11 protein-coding genes are annotated in these 15,712 nt (G+C 70.7%); 7 read left to right on the forward strand and 4 right to left on the reverse strand.

The features are described 5' to 3' along the window. Positions 1-103: 103 nt before the first annotated feature. A complete protein-coding gene (locus OP79_RS23670) occupies positions 104-727 on the forward strand; it encodes a LysE family translocator (RefSeq protein WP_033322599.1) in 624 nt (207 codons plus the stop codon). 140 nt (positions 728-867) lie between these two features. Further along, positions 868-1,785, forward strand: a complete 918-nt coding sequence (locus OP79_RS23675) for an aminoglycoside phosphotransferase family protein (RefSeq protein WP_033322602.1) — start codon at positions 868-870, stop codon at positions 1,783-1,785. Between the two features lie 106 nt (positions 1,786-1,891). On the opposite strand, the gene treZ is transcribed toward OP79_RS23675, so the two are convergent. Then, positions 1,892-3,637 carry a malto-oligosyltrehalose trehalohydrolase gene (gene treZ, locus OP79_RS23680; RefSeq protein WP_033322603.1) on the reverse strand — a complete coding sequence of 582 codons (1,746 nt, stop codon included), beginning with the start codon at positions 3,635-3,637 and terminating at the stop codon, positions 1,892-1,894. Positions 3,638-3,845: 208 nt separating this feature from the next. Here treZ and OP79_RS23685 point away from each other — a divergent pair, with 208 nt between their 5' ends. Together OP79_RS23685 and OP79_RS23690 are read left to right on the forward strand one after the other, a co-directional pair. After that, complete coding sequence (locus OP79_RS23685; protein WP_033322604.1) at positions 3,846-4,400, forward strand: FHA domain-containing protein; 555 nt, start codon at positions 3,846-3,848, stop codon at positions 4,398-4,400. 194 nt (positions 4,401-4,594) lie between these two features. Further along, positions 4,595-5,923 (forward strand): M14 family zinc carboxypeptidase, encoded by a 1,329-nt coding sequence (locus OP79_RS23690; RefSeq protein ID WP_051744866.1) that lies wholly within the window; start codon positions 4,595-4,597, stop codon positions 5,921-5,923. Between the two features lie 25 nt (positions 5,924-5,948). Here OP79_RS23690 and OP79_RS23695 read toward each other — a convergent pair whose 3' ends face one another. From OP79_RS23695 to glgX, 3 genes are all read right to left on the reverse strand, one after another. Next, positions 5,949-7,199, reverse strand: a complete 1,251-nt coding sequence (locus OP79_RS23695; RefSeq protein ID WP_033322606.1) for a M14 family zinc carboxypeptidase — start codon at positions 7,197-7,199, stop codon at positions 5,949-5,951. 94 nt (positions 7,200-7,293) lie between these two features. After that, positions 7,294-9,684, reverse strand: coding sequence for a malto-oligosyltrehalose synthase (gene treY / locus OP79_RS23700; RefSeq protein ID WP_033322608.1), 2,391 nt, complete (start codon positions 9,682-9,684; stop codon positions 7,294-7,296). 163 nt (positions 9,685-9,847) lie between these two features. Further along, positions 9,848-11,965, reverse strand: a complete 2,118-nt coding sequence (glgX, locus tag OP79_RS23705; RefSeq protein ID WP_033322609.1) for a glycogen debranching protein GlgX — start codon at positions 11,963-11,965, stop codon at positions 9,848-9,850. A gap of 182 nt (positions 11,966-12,147) precedes the next feature. Between glgX and OP79_RS23710 the strand changes: the two genes are divergently transcribed. The 3 genes from OP79_RS23710 (at position 12,148) to OP79_RS23720 (ending at position 15,683) form a co-directional block, all read left to right on the forward strand. Then, positions 12,148-12,972: a hypothetical protein gene (locus tag OP79_RS23710; protein WP_033322610.1), complete on the forward strand. Its 825-nt coding sequence runs from the start codon at positions 12,148-12,150 to the stop codon at positions 12,970-12,972. 56 nt (positions 12,973-13,028) lie between these two features. Continuing rightward, positions 13,029-14,348 carry a copper amine oxidase gene (locus OP79_RS23715; protein WP_033322611.1) on the forward strand — a complete coding sequence of 440 codons (1,320 nt, stop codon included), beginning with the start codon at positions 13,029-13,031 and terminating at the stop codon, positions 14,346-14,348. 102 nt (positions 14,349-14,450) lie between these two features. Beyond that, positions 14,451-15,683 carry an SAV2148 family HEPN domain-containing protein gene (locus tag OP79_RS23720; protein WP_033322612.1) on the forward strand — a complete coding sequence of 411 codons (1,233 nt, stop codon included), beginning with the start codon at positions 14,451-14,453 and terminating at the stop codon, positions 15,681-15,683. Positions 15,684-15,712 lie beyond the last annotated feature (29 nt).

Here is a 15,712-nt window from a genome sequence, read left to right on the forward strand (position 1 = left end):
GTGAAGCAGGTCTGTCGGGCCGCCGACACCACGGTGTACGTCAGTCAAACCAGGCCCCGGAAAACAACTGGCCCCGCCCCCGCCCGCAGACGACGATGGCCCCATGCTCAGCACCCTGCTCGCCTTCCTCGGCGCCTGCCTGCTCATCGCCGCCTCGCCCGGCCCGAGCACCGTACTGATCATCAAGGAGTCGATCCGCAGCAGACGTTCCGGCTTCCTGACCGTGCTGGGCAACGAAACCGGTGTCTTCGTCTGGGGGATCCTCGCGGCGTTCGGGTTGACGGCACTGCTGGCGGCATCGGAAGTGGCGTACGACGTGATGCGCATCGTCGGCGCCGTCGTACTCGTCGTCTTCGGCGTGCAGACGCTGTGGCAGGCGCGGCACGCCAAGGGCGCGGCGGACGCGGGCGGGGAGGAAACCGTCGGGAAGAGCAGATGGGCCTCCTACCGGGGCGGGCTGCTGCTCAATCTCGCCAACCCGAAAGCGGCGATCTTCGCCATGTCCTTCTTGCCACAGTTTGTGCCCGAGGGAGCGCCGCATCTGCCCGCCATGGTGGGGCTTGCCACACTCTGGGCGGTCTTCGAGGTTGGCTACTACGGCCTGTACGTGTGGTTCGTGGGCCGGATGAAGGCGGTGCTGTCCCGGGCCGGGGTGCGGCGTCGGCTGGAGCAGGTGTCCGGGGGCGTACTGCTGCTCCTGGGCGCACGCCTGGCGCTCGAGAGCTGATTCCGCCGCCGGGCGCCCGCTCGCAGAGCCCCGGAAAGTGCTGTTCACGGGCTCGCGCCGCCCCCGCTGTCCGGGCAGGATGCTGACCGTAGCCCTTTTGACCTACGGAGACCGGGACACCGAACGGCGACGGCGCGACCATGACCCAGGCAATGACACCCACCGCGGACACCGTGCGACGCCTCGTCCGCTCCCTGCTCCCGGACGGCGGCAGATCCGACATCCGGCCCGTCGGCACGGGTGCGGAGCCCTTCACCTGGTACGTCGGCACGCGTCATGTGCTGCGCCTCGCCCCGGACCGCGAGGCCTCCGTACGTCAGCGGCGCGAGCTGCGCCTGCGGGACGTGGTGCGCCCGTACCTTCCGGTCGCCGTCCCGGTGGGCATCGCGCACGGCGAGTGGGCGAGCGGCCTGACGTACACGCTCGACACCCTGATTCCCGGCGGCTCCGGCGAGCGGCACGATGTCTCGGCCGTGGGGGAGGCCGATCTGGCGGGGCTGCTCACCGGGCTGCGCGAAGTGCCCGTACGCCAGGCCGAGGCGCTCGGTGTGCCACGAGCCGCGCCACGGTCCCTGGAGGCGCTGCGGGTCGCCGCCGCGCGTGCCGCCGAACGGCTCGGTGCGGCCGACGAGTTCGACGCCGCGCGGCTCCACCAGCTCGGCGCGCCTGCTGCCGTCCAGCTCGGGGCGCAGCCCGGGGCCGCCGTTCTCGTCCACCACGGCCTCACGGGCGAGCACCTCGTGTTGAGCGCCGACGGGCGTGTACGCGGCGTCCTCGGCTGGACCGACGCCCTGGTCGGCGATCCCGCCGAGGACATCGCCGGTCTCGCCCGCGCGGTCGGTGCCCCCGCGGCCGTCCGCGCGGCGACCCTCGCCGGATACGGTGCCCGCCCGTGCCTGCGCGGCTTGTGGCTGGCTCGCTGCGACGCCCTGATCCACCTCGCCGACCGCCTCCGGGGGCACGGCAACGACCCGCTGCCCCCACTGCGCTCCCAGCTGGAGCGCGCGTGGGAGGCGATCCTCCTGGAACGGGTCACGGAGCTGCGGGACGACGACTGATCGCTCCCGCGTCAGCACCAACTCCCGTGTCAGCTCACTGGTCAGTCCCGCGCCAGCGCCACTGGCCATTCCCGCGTCAGCATCTACTCCGCGTCAGCGCCACTGTTCACTCCTGAGTCAGCACCACGCAAGACTCCCCCGGCAGGCTCAACAACCCGTTCGCGCCCGGCACTTCGACCGGCTCCCACGCCGCGAGCACGCGCACGCGAGCAGTGCCGAGCGGGATCGACGCGGTCTCCTTGCCGAGGTTCACGGCCACCCGGACGTCACCGCGGCGGAACGCCAGCCAGCGGCCCTCCTCGTCGTAGGCGACCTTGACGTCCGAGAGGTCGGGGTCCGTGAGGTCCGCCTGGTCGTGCCGGAGGGCGATGAGTTCGCGGTACCAGGCGAGCACGCGCGCGTGGGGCTCGTTCTCCGGCTCGGACCAGTTCAGGCAGGAGCGGTCCCGGGTCGCCGGATCCTGCGGGTCCGGGACGTCCTCCTCGGCCCAGCCGTGCGCCGCGAACTCCCGGCGCCTGCCCCGGCGTACGGCCTCGGCCAGCTCGGGATCGGTGTGGTCGGTGAAGAACTGCCAGGGCGTGCCCGCCGCCCACTCCTCGCCCATGAACAGCATCGGCGTGAACGGCCCGGTGAGCGTCAGCGCCGCCGCGCAGGCCAGCAGGCCGGGGGAGAGGGTGGCCGAGAGCCGGTCGCCCTGGGCGCGGTTGCCGACCTGGTCATGGGTCTGTGAGTAGCCGAGCAGGCGGTGTGAGGAGACGCGCGTACGGTCCAGAGGGCGGCCGTGACGTCGGCCGCGGAAGCTGGAGTACGTGCCGTCGTGGAAGAAGCCACCTGTGAGCGTTTTCGCGACGGCCGCGAGCGGGGCCCGGGCGAAGTCCTCGTAGTAGCCCTGCGATTCACCGGTCAGCGTGGTGTGCAGGGCGTGGTGGAAGTCGTCGTTCCACTGCGCGTGCAGGCCGAGCCCGTTCTCCTTGCGGGCCGTGATCAGCCGCGGATCGGCCAGATCGGACTCGGCGACGAGGAACAGCGGCCGGTCCAGGTCGGCGGAGAGCGCGTCCACGGAGGCCGACAGTTCCTCGAGGAAGTGGTACGCGCGGGTGTCACGCAGCGCGTGCACGGCGTCGAGGCGCAGCCCGTCGAGCCGGTAGTCGCGCAGCCAGGCCAGGGCGCTGCCCAGCAGATACGCGCGCACCTCGTCCGAGCCGGGCGCGTCCAGGTTGACGGCCGCGCCCCAGGGTGTGTGATGCGCGTCCGTCAAGTACGGGCCGAACGCGGGCAGATGGTTGCCGGACGGGCCGAAGTGGTTGTGCACGACGTCCAGGACGACACCGAGACCGAGTTCGTGCGCCCGGTCGGCGAACCGTTTCAGCGCCTCGGGACCGCCGTACGGCTCGTGCACCGCCCACAGCGAGACCCCCTCGTACCCCCAGCCGTGCCGCCCCGGGAACGGGCACAGCGGCATCAACTCGACGTGTGTGACGCCCAGTTCCGCGAGATGCCCGAGCCGCTCGGCAGCCGCGTCCAGGGTGCCCTCGCGCGTGTACGTGCCCACGTGCAGTTCGTACAGCACCGCGCCCGGCAGCCCGCGTCCGGCCCACTCGGCGCGCCACGCGTACCGCTCGTGGTCGACCACCGCGCTCAGCCCGTCGGGCCCGTCGGGCTGTCGCCGCGAGCGCGGATCGGGCAGTACGGGACCGTCGTCCACCGCGAAGCCGTACCGCGTGCCGTCCTCGGCCTCCGCCTCGCCCGTCCACCACCCCGCGCGGTCCGGATCGCGCTCCATCGCCTGTGTGCCGCCCGCGCAGTGGAGCGTCATACGGCCGGCCTGTGGTGCCCACACCTCGAACTGCACGGACGGTTCTCCCTCGTCTGCTCACCGTGATCTCGCCGGTCCCATGGTGCGCCACACGAGATCAATGCGTGGCTGAAACCGCTCGAACGAAGGATTGAACCCGCGTCGGTCGCAGTATCGAACCAGAGCCGAACCAGAGGTGTACCAAGTTCCTCGCTAGTTCCTCGTTTTCTGGACACCTCGGCGCCGCTGACCGACAATCACCAGCGTGACGTCGTCTTTCGAGTTCCACACCTATCCCGCCCCTCGGCTGTCGGACGCCGAGCGGGACAGGGCGTTGAGTGTGCTCCGAGAAGGCGCCGCCGTGGGCAGGATCTCGCACAACACGTTCATCCACCGGATGGAACTCGCGCTCGCCGCCCGCACCTCCGACGAACTCGCCGCGCTCACCGCCGATCTGCGCAAGGAGAGCCGTTTCTCGCGGCTGCTGTTCGGCACCGTGGAGGCGGTCTCCGGCTTCACCGTACGGCTGAGCAGGGCCTGGCAGGCCGAGAAGCTCCCCAAGTTGCTGCTGCCCCGCCCCGAGAGCCCGTACCCGCTGCGTATAGGCCGCGACCCGGCCAGTGGACTCAGGCTCAGCCACGAGACGGTCTCCCGCGTGCACGCCGAACTCACCCGCCAGGGCGGCCTGTGGGTGCTGCGCGACCTCGGCTCGACCAACGGCACCTCCGTGAACGGGCGGCGGGTGATCGGCGCAGCCGTGGTCCAGGCCGGCGATCAGGTCAGCTTCGGGCGGATGTCGTTCCGGCTCGCCACGGACTGACGCTTCCTGCCCGGTGAGCGGAACTGCCGCCTCCGCGTAAACGGCCCGCGAAGGCCGAACATCCCGCACACACGGCGGTGTTGACGTACCCGCGTGATCGTGACTCACTGTGCTTACACCACCCACAGCAAGTGAACCGAACAGCTACTCGCAGCGGAGGTAAGACCCTGCCGCAACTCCTCCGCTACCCGTCCGTGGACGAGCTGCGCGTCCGGGCGGCGGCGCTCGTCCAGCGTCACCCGAAGGACGCCCGGCTGCGCCGGGTGGGCACCTCACGCGCCGGGCTCCCGCTGTGGCTGCTGTCCGTCGGACACGGCAGCCGTCAGGCCCTCGTCGTCGCGGGACCGCACGCCAACGAGCCCGTGGGCGGCGCCACCGCCCTGCGCCTCGCCGAACGGGCGCTGGCCGACCCCCGGCTGTGCGAGGGCGCCGACGCGACCTGGAACCTGCTGCTGTGCCTCGACCCGGACGGCGCGCGCCGCAACGAGGGCTGGCTGTCCGGGCCTTACACTCTCGGCCACTACTTCCGGCACTTCTTCAGGCCCGGCTTCCGTGAGCAGCCCGAGTGGCTGCCCGACGGCGCGGACTGCGCCGCCCTGCCGGAGACCCGTGCCCTGCTCGACCTCCAGGACGAACTGCGGCCCTTCTTCCAGTGCTCCCTGCACGGCGTCGACGTGGGCGGCGGCTTCGTCGAGCTGACCCGCGAACTGCCCGGCCTCGCCCCGCGCCTGGCCCACACCGCGGCCCGCCTGGGCATCCCTCTCGAACTCGGGCCGTACGACACGCTGTACTGGCCCACCCTGGGGCCCGCCGTCTACCGCATCCCGCCCCCACGGCGCGCGGACCTGGCCGCCGCCATCACGGAGGCGGCGGTCGAGTCCACATGGTTCCACCCGCACCGGTACGGCACGGTGACCGCGGTCGTCGAGGCCCCCATGTGGGGCGTACGGGCCGTGGGGGACGCCTCGCCGCCCGCCGACGCCGACGAGGCACTGAGGGCCGTGAGCCGTACGCTGCGCCGCGACACACGGATTCTGGAGGCGCTGCTGACACGGATCCGCCCCGGCCTCGGCACGGCAGCGGACACGGCCTCCCTTCTCGCACCGGTCGACGACTATTTACTGGTCGGCCCCGGCCTCGCCGACTCCTGGGACCCCGACACGGAAGTCGGCGACGGCACGCATCCCCTGCCGCCGCTGGACACCGCCCGGCTGACCGCGCTGCGCATCTCCGCGCGGCGGATAGCGCTGCGTACGGCGGGGCTGCTGCACCAGCTCGTGACACGCGCCGGATGCGACCCGTCCGGCGCGCTGCCGGACCTCGACCGGCTGATCGACGCGTGGTGCGCGGACTACCACGACGGGCACCAGGCGCGCTGGATCCCGGTCGCGCGGCAGGTCGAGTACCAGGCGCGGGTGGTGCTCCACGCCTTCGAACTGGCGGGCCGCCGGGCGCCCGTGTCGCGCCCCGGCGCCAGTGCGGTCGGCAGGCCCCCGACCAAGGCCGAAGTGCCGTTCGAGTAAGCCTGAGGGGGCTCGGATCAAGGGCCTACTCCGCGTAGTCCCGTGCGTGGCGCGCCGCCGCGACCACCGTACGGCTCTGATGCTCGACCTGGTGCTCCAGCGGCACCCAGCGTGCGCGGAAACGTTCGGCGAAGGACTCGCTCCAGGAGGCGACGAGGTGCTCCAGGTGCGGTGCCGCGCGGTCGTCGGTTTCCTGGAGGACCCGCAGCAGCATCGCGGCGGCCCGCAGCGGGAGCCGGCGGCCGAACGCGTCCACGCTGCCGACGTACGCCATCGTCGTGTCCGCCGGAGGATGGTGGGCCCAGTCGCCGGCCAGCCCCGGTACCAGCTCCAGGGCCCACTTCGTGGCACGCAGCAGCGGTCCGTCGGGGCCCGGAAGGCGGGGCAGCGCCTCGGTGAGGATGCCCTCCACCTCGAGCGAGTGCCGCAGCAGCCGACGCGCCAGTCGCCGCATCGCCGCCGCCGGCGCGGGATGCGGCGCCGGGTCGTCGACCAGGTCGCTGGCCCACATCGGCACTTCCACGACCGCGGTCAGACCGCCGTACCGGTGGGCGTGGTACCAGGTGCTGTGCCGGGCATCGTCCGGCATGCTCGGATACGGCGCGTCCGAGCCCGGCTCGGGCATCACATGCACCCCGGGCCCGGAGGCAGGCCAGCCCGCCGCGTCCGAGGCCCCCGTCTCCACCGGAATGTGCAGCTCCGCCGCGGACTTGGCGAACGGCTCCGCCAATCCCGGCACATCCTTCGTCAACTGCACCCAGCTGCCGCCCAGATCGGTCCCGTGGAGCGTCGCCTGGAGGTAGGGACGCAGCTCGTCGATGACCCTGGTGAGGGCACGCGTCTCGGGCGGCAGCCGGTCGGGCGGCAGCACGGAGGGCGACCACTCCGGCTGCTCGGGTCCGGCGGGGCGGAAGAACCCGCGGTGATAGTCGAACAGGGTCCGTGGCGCGGGAGTCATATGAAGACTCGCCCCGTCCGGGTCCGCACACAGCAGAAAGTGCCATGACGTATCGGCCCTCAACTGCCGCTCGTGCAACACCCGTTCAGCCAGCGCGAGGAGAGTGGAACCCCCGGTGGGCTCATTGGCGTGAGCCCCCGCGACCACCAGCACGGCCCGCTCGGCATGCCCAAGGGACAGCAGATGCAGCGGTCGCCCCGCCCGCGAGACCCCGACCTGCTCGAGCGAGCACAGCCATGGCTGCTGAGCCGCCAACGCCCGGGCGGACGTGACGATTTCGGTCACACTGGGGTAGTGCCTCTCCGGCAGGAGACTCACCCCCGTCTAGGTCCGCCCTGCGCCGCAATCCGCAGTACTCCACGGACTGGATGAACTGTCAAGGAGGCGTATGGGTGCGTGAACGGCGCTGAAGTCAGGCACGCGAGCCCTCGGGATCGCCCACCCGCTCCAGGAGCACCACCGGCAACCGCTCGAAAAGCACCTCCACGCGCGCGTGCCCCGTGAACTCCCGTCCTGGAGTGAGCAGATCGGCCCACCGGCCCGCGGGCAGTGGCAGCACCGTGTCGCGCCAGCCGTCCGCCTCCTCCAGGCGCAGCGACAGCCGTGTGGCCGCGGTGATCACCTCTGAGGAGCGTACGAAGGCCACGCAGTGCGCAGCGGCCGGGCCCTCCGCTTCGAGCGGGGTGTACGTCGCCGACTCGCCGAAGACGGTGGGGCGCTGTCTGCGTAGTCGCAGCGCGGTCGCGGTGAGGGCGGCCTTCTCGACGGACAGGTCACCCGAGTCCTTCGGCGGGAAGTGGGCCGAGCGCCGGTTGTCCGGGTCCACGAGTGCCCGGTACTCGACCTCCGTGCCCTGGTAGACGTCCGGCACACCCGGCATCGTCAGCTGGACGAGGGCGGCCCCGAGGACGTTCGCCCGCACATGGGGCTCGAGGGATGCCCTGAACTCGGCGGCACGCCGCCCGGGCGCCCCGCAGGGCCCCGCCTTCAGGAACGCGGCGACGGAGGCCTCGTACGCGGGATCCTGCTCCGTCCACGAGGTGAACAGGCCGGCCTCCCGGACGTGCTTCAACAAGGCGCCCTGAAGCCGTTCCTCGGCCGCGGGCCCGAGGCCGACCGCGGTCTGCCAGGCGGCCCACGCCACCTGGGGATCCGGCGCGCCCACCCCGTCGACGGCCGTCTGCCCGGTCACCTCGGCCAGCAGGTCGGCCCAGCGCAGGGGGCACTGGGTGAGCACGGAGATCGCCGCCCGCACGTCGGCGCTGCGCTTGGTGTCGTGGGTGGACAGCACGGTGCCGGTGGCGGGCCAGTCGCGCTGCACGCGCGCGCAGTACGTGTGGAAGTCCTCCGGGGTCACGGCAGGGAACTCCGGCTCGCCGCCCACCTCGTTCGCCGAGAGGACGGGTACGTATCGGTAGAACGCCGTGTCCTCCATGGACTTGGCCCGCAGCGCCGACGCGGTCTGCGCGAACCGCGCCCGGAACCCCTCGCGCTCGGGCCCCTCCCCGGTCCGGCCGAGCACCAGGTCCCGTACGACGTCCACCGCATGGGCCTCTTCGGGCACCGTGAAGGCCCCCCGCGCCTCGTGTGCGGCCTCCTCGGTGACGACCGCCGCGGCGTCCCCGGAGGCGTACGGCCGGTAGACCTGGAGGCGTACGAGGAGCTCGCGCAGTGCGGTGCGCAGGGCCCAGGGGGCGTGGTCGCGCAGCGCGGGATCCGGGGACGTACGGCACAGGCGGTCGGCCTCGCGGGTCAGGCGGTCGATCTCGGTGGCGAGCTCGTGATGGACCACCTTGTACGCGGCCCGCCGCACCGTCGCCTCCCAGACGCCGCCACGGTCGGCCTGGGGCGCCGCGAACCGCCGGTACTGGCCGAGGAGCTCGCCCGCGCCCGCCGGGTCCGTGAAGAGGCCGTCGATGTGCCGCAGCGCGTCGTAGCCGGTGGTGCCCGCGACCGGCCAGGCGGCGGGCAGCGGTTCGCCCTCCGCGAGGATCTTCTCGACCACCGTCCAGCGCCCGCCGGTCGCCTCGTGGAGCCGCTGGAGGTACGCGTCCGGGTCCGCGAGGCCGTCGGGGTGGTCGATCCGCAGTCCGTCGACCACGCCGTCGTCCAGCAGCTGGAGGATCTTCGCGTGGGTGGCCCCGAACACCTCCGGGTCCTCGACCCGTACCCCGATGAGCTCCGAAATGCTGAAGAAACGGCGGTAGTTGAGCTCCGTACGGGCCAGCCGCCACCACGCAAGGCGGTACCACTGCGCCTCCAGAAGCTGAGGCAGCGGCAGGTCCTCGGTGCCGGCACGCAGGGGGAACGCGTGTTCGTGATAGCGCAGCACCTCGCCGTCGACCTCCAGATGGCCGAGCTCTGTGCCGAGCCGCCCACCGAGCACCGGCAGCAGCACCCGGCCGTCCTGCGCCTCCCAGTCGATGTCGAACCAGCGCGCGTAGGGCGAGCCCGGGCCCTCCCGCAGCACCTCCCACAGGGCGCGGTTGTGCCGCGGAACCATCGCCATGTGGTTCGGCACGATGTCCACCACGAGTCCCAGGCCGTGCTCCCGGGCGGTGCGCGACAGGGAGCGCAGGCCCTCCTCGCCGCCCAGTTCGTCCCGCACGCGCGCGTGGTCCACCACGTCATAGCCGTGGGGCGACCCCGGCACGGCCTCCAGCACCGGCGACAGATGCAGATGCGAGACGCCGAGCGAGGCCAGATACGGCACGGCCGCCGCGGCGGCCCCGAACGGGAACTCCGGTTGCAGCTGAAGCCGGTACGTGGCGGTCGGGGCCGGTTCTTGGCGCTCAGGTGTCATGGCAACCTACGTACCCGCAAGACAGCCTTTCGTGTCATCGACACGCTTGCGCTCCGCTGGGTGGGCAGTTTTGACGCTGCGGGTCCGTTGTGGCTGGGCGCGCAGTTCCCCGCGCCCCTGAAGGAGGGCCTGCGGCCTCCTTCAGGGGCGCGGGGCTGCGACATCATGCCGGCCGCTGCAGCACCATCACGCTCCGGTCGACGAGCGTCAGGCGATCCCCCGCCTGCACCTTCGCCCCCGTTCCCGGAGGCACCGCCTCAGCCCGCGCCGTGTCGACGACGACCTGCCACTGCTTCCCGTGGTCGATCGGCACCACGAACTCCATGGTCTTCGGCGAGGCGTTGAACATCAGCAGGAACGAGTCGTCGGCGATCCGCTCCCCGCGCGGCCCCGGCTCGGAGATCGCGTTGCCGTTGAGGAAGACGGACAGCGCCCGTGCCTGCGTGGAGTTCCAGTCGTGCTGGGTCATCTCCTCGCCGGACGGGGTGAACCAGACGATGTCCGACAGCTCGTCGTGGGTGCCTTGCACGGGCCGCCCGTGGAAGAACCGGCGCCGCCGGAAGACGGGGTGCTCACGACGCAGCCACACCATCGCGCGGGTGAACGCGAGCAGCTCGCCGCCGTCCTCCGGGTCCTCCGGCCATGGCACCCAGGCCAGCTCGTTGTCCTGGCAGTACGCGTTGTTGTTGCCGCGCTGCGTGCGCGCGAACTCGTCGCCGTGGCTGAGCATCGGCACGCCCTGGGAGAGCATCAGCGTCGCGATGAAGTTCCGCATCTGCCGCGCCCGCAGTTCCAGGATCGCCGGGTCGTCGGTCTCGCCCTCGACCCCGCAGTTCCAGGACCGGTTGTGGCTCTCGCCGTCGCGGTTGTCCTCGCCGTTGGCCGCGTTGTGCTTGTCGTTGTACGACACCATGTCGTGCAGGGTGAAGCCGTCGTGGCAGGTCACGAAGTTGATCGAGGCGAGCGGGCGCCGCCCGTCGTCCTGGTAGAGGTCGGAGGACCCCGTCAGCCGGGACGCGAACTCCGCGAGCGTGCGAGGCTCGCCCCGCCACAGGTCCCGTACGGTGTCGCGGTACTTGCCGTTCCACTCGGTCCACAGCGGCGGGAAATTGCCCACCTGGTAGCCGCCCTCGCCGACGTCCCAGGGCTCGGCGATCAGCTTCACCTGGGAGACCACCGGGTCCTGCTGCACCAGGTCGAAGAACGACGACAGCCGGTCCACCTCGTGGAACTGCCGGGCGAGCGTCGCCGCGAGGTCGAAGCGGAAACCGTCGACGTGCATCTCGGTGACCCAGTAGCGCAGCGAGTCCATGATCAGCTGGAGCACGTGCGGGGAGCGCATCAGCAGGGAGTTGCCTGTGCCCGTGGTGTCCATGTAGTAGCGGGGATCGTCCGTCAGCCGGTAGTACGAGGCGTTGTCGAGGCCCCTGAAGGACAGCGTCGGCCCCAGGTGGTTGCCCTCCGCCGTGTGGTTGTAGACGACGTCCAGAATGACCTCGATGCCCGCTTCGTGCAGTGCGCGTACGGCGGACTTGAACTCCAGGACCTGCTGCCCGCGGTCGCCCCAGGAGGCGTACGCGTTGTGGGGGGCGAAGAAACCGATCGTGTTGTAGCCCCAGTAGTTGTTCAGGCCCATGTCGACCAGACGGTGGTCGTTCACGAACTGGTGGACCGGCATCAGCTCAAGGGCCGTGACCCCCAGCTCCGTGAGGTGCTCGATGATCGCGGGATGCGCCAGCGCCGCGTACGTGCCGCGCAGCTCGTCCGGCAGTGCCGGATGGCGCATGGTCAGGCCCTTCACATGGGCCTCGTAGAGCACCGTTTCGTGGTATTCGGTGCGCGGGAGCCGGTCGTCGCCCCAGTCGAAGTACGGGTTGACCACCACCGAGGACATCGTGTGGGGAGCCGAGTCGAGATCATTGCGCTTGTTCGGCGAGCCGAAGTGGTAGCCGTACACCTCCTCGCCCCAGTCGATGCTGCCGCTGATGGCACGCGCGTACGGATCGAGCAGCAGCTTCGCGGAATTGCAGCGCTGTCCGCGCTCGGGCGCGTGCGGACCGTGCGCACGGAAGCCGTACCGCTGTCCCGGCATGATGCCGGGCAGGTACGCGTGCCGCACAAACGCGTCCGACTCCCGCAGCTCTATCGCTGTCTCCGAGCCGTCGTCATGGAGCAGACACAGCTCGATTCGGTCGGCGGCCTCCGAGAAGACCGCGAAGTTGGTGCCGGCGCCGTCATACGTGGCACCGAGTGGGTACGCCTGTCCAGGCCAGACCTGCATGGATACGACTCTTCCAGTTGTGCGACGTCGCGTGGGGCGACTCCGGCCTGAGTCTCCCCGAAAGTGATGGAACCACCTATGACTTACGTCCCTCTTACCTGTCGACCAGTGCATACGCGATACGTATGCCGATCAGTGGGGCTCATGGGACTCCTAGGGATAGCAGGGGAGCAGGGGGAAATGTGCGCAACATAGTGCACCGCCATCTGGGCAAGGTGGTCGCGGGGGCGGGCATCGCGGTCGCCACGACCGCCGTGATGGTCGCCGTCACACTGCCGGGCTCGGCGGGAGCCGACGACTCCGACAGCGGGTCGGGGGCCGGCCAGAGCGCCCAGCAGGCGGGCCAGGGAAGCCAGGAGCAGGGCCAGGCCGCCGTGCAGCCGGGTGTCGTCGAGGAAGCCCCGGCGGCGGAGGGTGACACGGGTGAGGGGCGCGATCCGCTGACCGAGGACGAGACCGAGCGGGTCGAGCAGCTCGCCCTGGACCGGCAGCTGCAGCGCTCCAGCGAGAACGTCGAGGGCGAGCGTGGCCCGCAGCGGCTCAGCGTCGACCTCGCCGAGCCCGAGGCGGACGAGCTGGACGACGCGAACGCGCCCCGCCGCGCCGACGTGACGTTCTACGACTACGAGGACGACACGCTCGTCACCAAGACCGTCAACCTCGACACCGGGAAGGTCGAGCGTACGGACACCCAGCGAGGTGTCCAGCCGTCCATCAGCCGCGCCGAGATGATCGAGGCCGCTGAGCTCCTGATCGCCGACCCGCTCGGCTCCGGCCTGAAGGCCGACTACAAGGACGCCACCGGCAAGGAACTCACCTCGCCCGACCAGCTGATGCTCAACGGCATGGTCTACCGCGGGACCTCGGGCGCCCAGTCCGCCGCGCTCGCCGCCTGCGGGGACGAACGCTGCGTACGGCTGTTCCCGAAGGTCAAGAACGGGCCCTGGATCGACGCCCGTGACGTGGTGATCGACCTGAGTACCCGCAAGGTCGGCAAGCTCGGCTGAGCCGTCGTCCGTTCACTTTCCAAACTTTCGTGCTTTCCGCAAGGAGTCACTTCTTCATGCGTGTGAACAGAATCAGCCGTGCCGGCAACCGGGCGGCGGTGGGCCTCTCCGTGGCCGCACTCGCCGTCGGCGTGACGTCGGCCGCGGGACCCGCTGCCGCCCAGCCCAAGGCGGCCCCGGCAGCGGCCGCCGACTGCAGTGCGGCGTACAGGATCGAGCAGAAGCTCTCCACCGGCACCACCTGGCGGATGTGCTGGCGCTACGACACCAACGCCGGGCTCGTCCTGGAGAAGATCTCGTACCAGCCCAAGGGCGAGGCCCAGCCGATCAGGGTCCTCACCAGCGCCAAGCTCGCCCAGATCCACGTCCCCTACGACGACGGCTCGGTCGAGTACGACGACCTGACGGGCTTCGGTTTCGCCCAGGGCCTGATGAACCTGGCGCCGGCCGAGTGCCCCGGCGGCACCATCAAGACCGTGAAGGTCCCGGACGCCTGGGACCCGGAGAACCCGAACGTCAAGGGCCTGTGCACCACGACCCGTTCCCGTGGCCACGCCTACCGCATGCAGGCCGACACGGGGAACCAGGTCTACCAGGCCCAGGGCAAGGACCTGCTCGTCTACACCGTCAACCAGGTCGGCTGGTACGAGTACATGACCGAGTGGCGCTTCCAGGACGACGGCACGATCAACATGAACGTCGGCGCCACCGGCAGCCTCTCGCCCGGCGACTACGACGCGGGTGACGGCCGCGGCTGGCCGATAGGCAAGGGCGCCAAGGCGTACGCCACCAGCCACAACCACAACGTCTTCTGGCGGCTCAACTTCGGCCTGGACGGCTCCACCAAGAACAAGGTCGAGCAGTACGACTCGGTGGTCAGCGCGCCCGCCCAGGGCGGCGAGGCGCCGCGCACCAAGACGACGCGTACCAAGGTCACCAAGGAGCTCGCCGGTGACGCCAAGAACATGCGCTGGTGGCGGGTCGTCAGCAACACCGGCAAGAACAAGGACGACCACGCACGCTCGTACGAGATCGTCCCGGGAGCGACCTCCAGGTACCCCGGTCGCAGCTACACCAAGCACGACATCTACTTCACCGAGTACAAGAAGTGCGAGCAGTTCGCCAGCCACAACCCGCGCAACTGCGGTACCGGAGCCGGTAAGTCCGTCGACAAGTGGGTCAACGAACAGACCCTCACGCAGCCGATCGTCTGGATGAACGTCGGCTTCCACCACGTCGCCCGGGACGAGGACCAGCAGCCCATGCCGGTCCACTGGCAGGGCTTCTCGATCGCCCCGCGCGACGTCACCGCTATGAATCCGCTCACTCCGCCCGCCCTCGCCGATCAGAACGGGCAGCCGGACAACGGCCGTTGAGAATCGACCTGTCCATCCGGCTGCACCGTTGACCGCGTACGGAGTACCCTTCCTTGATCGTTGGCTGGGGGAGTACTCGGGGGAGCGGAAGGCGGTGCGCGGGTGGGCTCGGGAGGGCGGGAGTTGCCTTCTGGTGACAACGGTCACGAGGGGAACTCCACGGACGTCCCACCCGGGGCGGTGTCTCTGGCGCGACCGATGGAGATCGGTGCGGAGCTGGACTGGGGCGCCGACGCCTGGGGCGAGGTGCGTACGCGCGCCCAGCGGGCCGGGCGCGCCTACATCTGGCTGAACCTGGTGGAACAGCGGCTGCGCGCGGTCGTGGCCGCTGTTCTGCGCCCCATCTACGAACCCGTGCACGGCGAGGACGACTGGGTGGTCGCCGCCGCCGGACCCGCGGGCCAGGAATGGGTGAACCGCGCGGTCGCGGTACGCGAGGTCAGCCGGCGCAAGGGCTATCTGCTCGACCCCGCCGACGACAACGTCCTCAGCTTCCTCACACTGCCGCAGTTGCGCGAGCTGATGGTGCAGCACTGGCCGTGCTTCGAGCCGTACTTCGACGAGCGCCGGGACGTCGAACTCGCCCTGGACGAACTGGAAGTCACCCGGAACGTCGTCTCCCGCAACCGCGCCCTGTCCGAGGCGGTCCTGGCCCAGGCCGAGCGCGCCTCGGCGAAACTCCTGGAGATACTCGGGGCGGGCAGCGATGTGCCGTCCGCGCGGCGGCTGCCCGTCGACGCCGTAGAGAACCTCGTCGGCGACCGCTACGCGGACGTGGTGGCCGTACACCCCGACCGGGTGCGGCTGATGCGGCAGTTCCCCGCCGAGGACCTCTTCGGCAGCGCCCGCCGCCTCGACGCCATCGGCATCGGCCTGAACCTCCTGGTGCAGAACTTCTCCGGACGACGGCTGGTACGCCTTGCCGAGTCCGGCTGCAGGGTGCGGCTGCTGTTCCTGAACCCCGCCTCCAGCGCCGTGAAGCGACGCGAGCGCGAACTCGGCATCAAGCGCGGCGAGTTGAGCCGCTCCGTCGAGATGAACATCCTCCATATGCGGCGCGTGAGGGCCCGGCTGCGCGATCCCGGCGCCTTCCAGATCCAGGTCTACGACGAGACGCCCCGCTTCACCGCGTACCTCGTCGACGGGGACGGCTCGGACGGCATAGCGGTCGTCCAGTCGTATCTGCGCCGGACGCGGGGGATGGAGGCGCCGGTGCTCGTACTGCGCGGTGGCGGACGCGTGGTCAAAGCGGAGGACACCGGCGAAGAGGGGCTCTTCGGTACGTATCGGGAGGAGTTCGAGCTGGCTTGGGTGGATTCGCGGCCTGTGTCCTGACAGCTCCCGTTACCGGCAGGCAGAACGGG

This window comes from Streptomyces yerevanensis, assembly GCF_000716805.1.
Classification (GTDB): Bacteria; Actinomycetota; Actinomycetes; order Streptomycetales; family Streptomycetaceae; genus Streptomyces; species Streptomyces flaveus.

Bases quoted from the DNA above. Each gene is read 5' to 3' on its own strand.
- OP79_RS23670 (WP_033322599.1), top strand. From the start codon at position 104: ATGCTCAGCACCCTGCTCGCCTTCCTCGGCGCCTGCCTGCTCATCGCC.
- OP79_RS23675 (WP_033322602.1), top strand. From the start codon at position 868: ATGACCCAGGCAATGACACCCACCGCGGACACCGTGCGACGCCTCGTC.
- treY (WP_033322608.1), bottom strand. From the start codon at position 9,684: ATGACACCTGAGCGCCAAGAACCGGCCCCGACCGCCACGTACCGGCTT.
- glgX (WP_033322609.1), bottom strand. From the start codon at position 11,965: ATGCAGGTCTGGCCTGGACAGGCGTACCCACTCGGTGCCACGTATGAC.
- OP79_RS23715 (WP_033322611.1), top strand. From the start codon at position 13,029: ATGCGTGTGAACAGAATCAGCCGTGCCGGCAACCGGGCGGCGGTGGGC.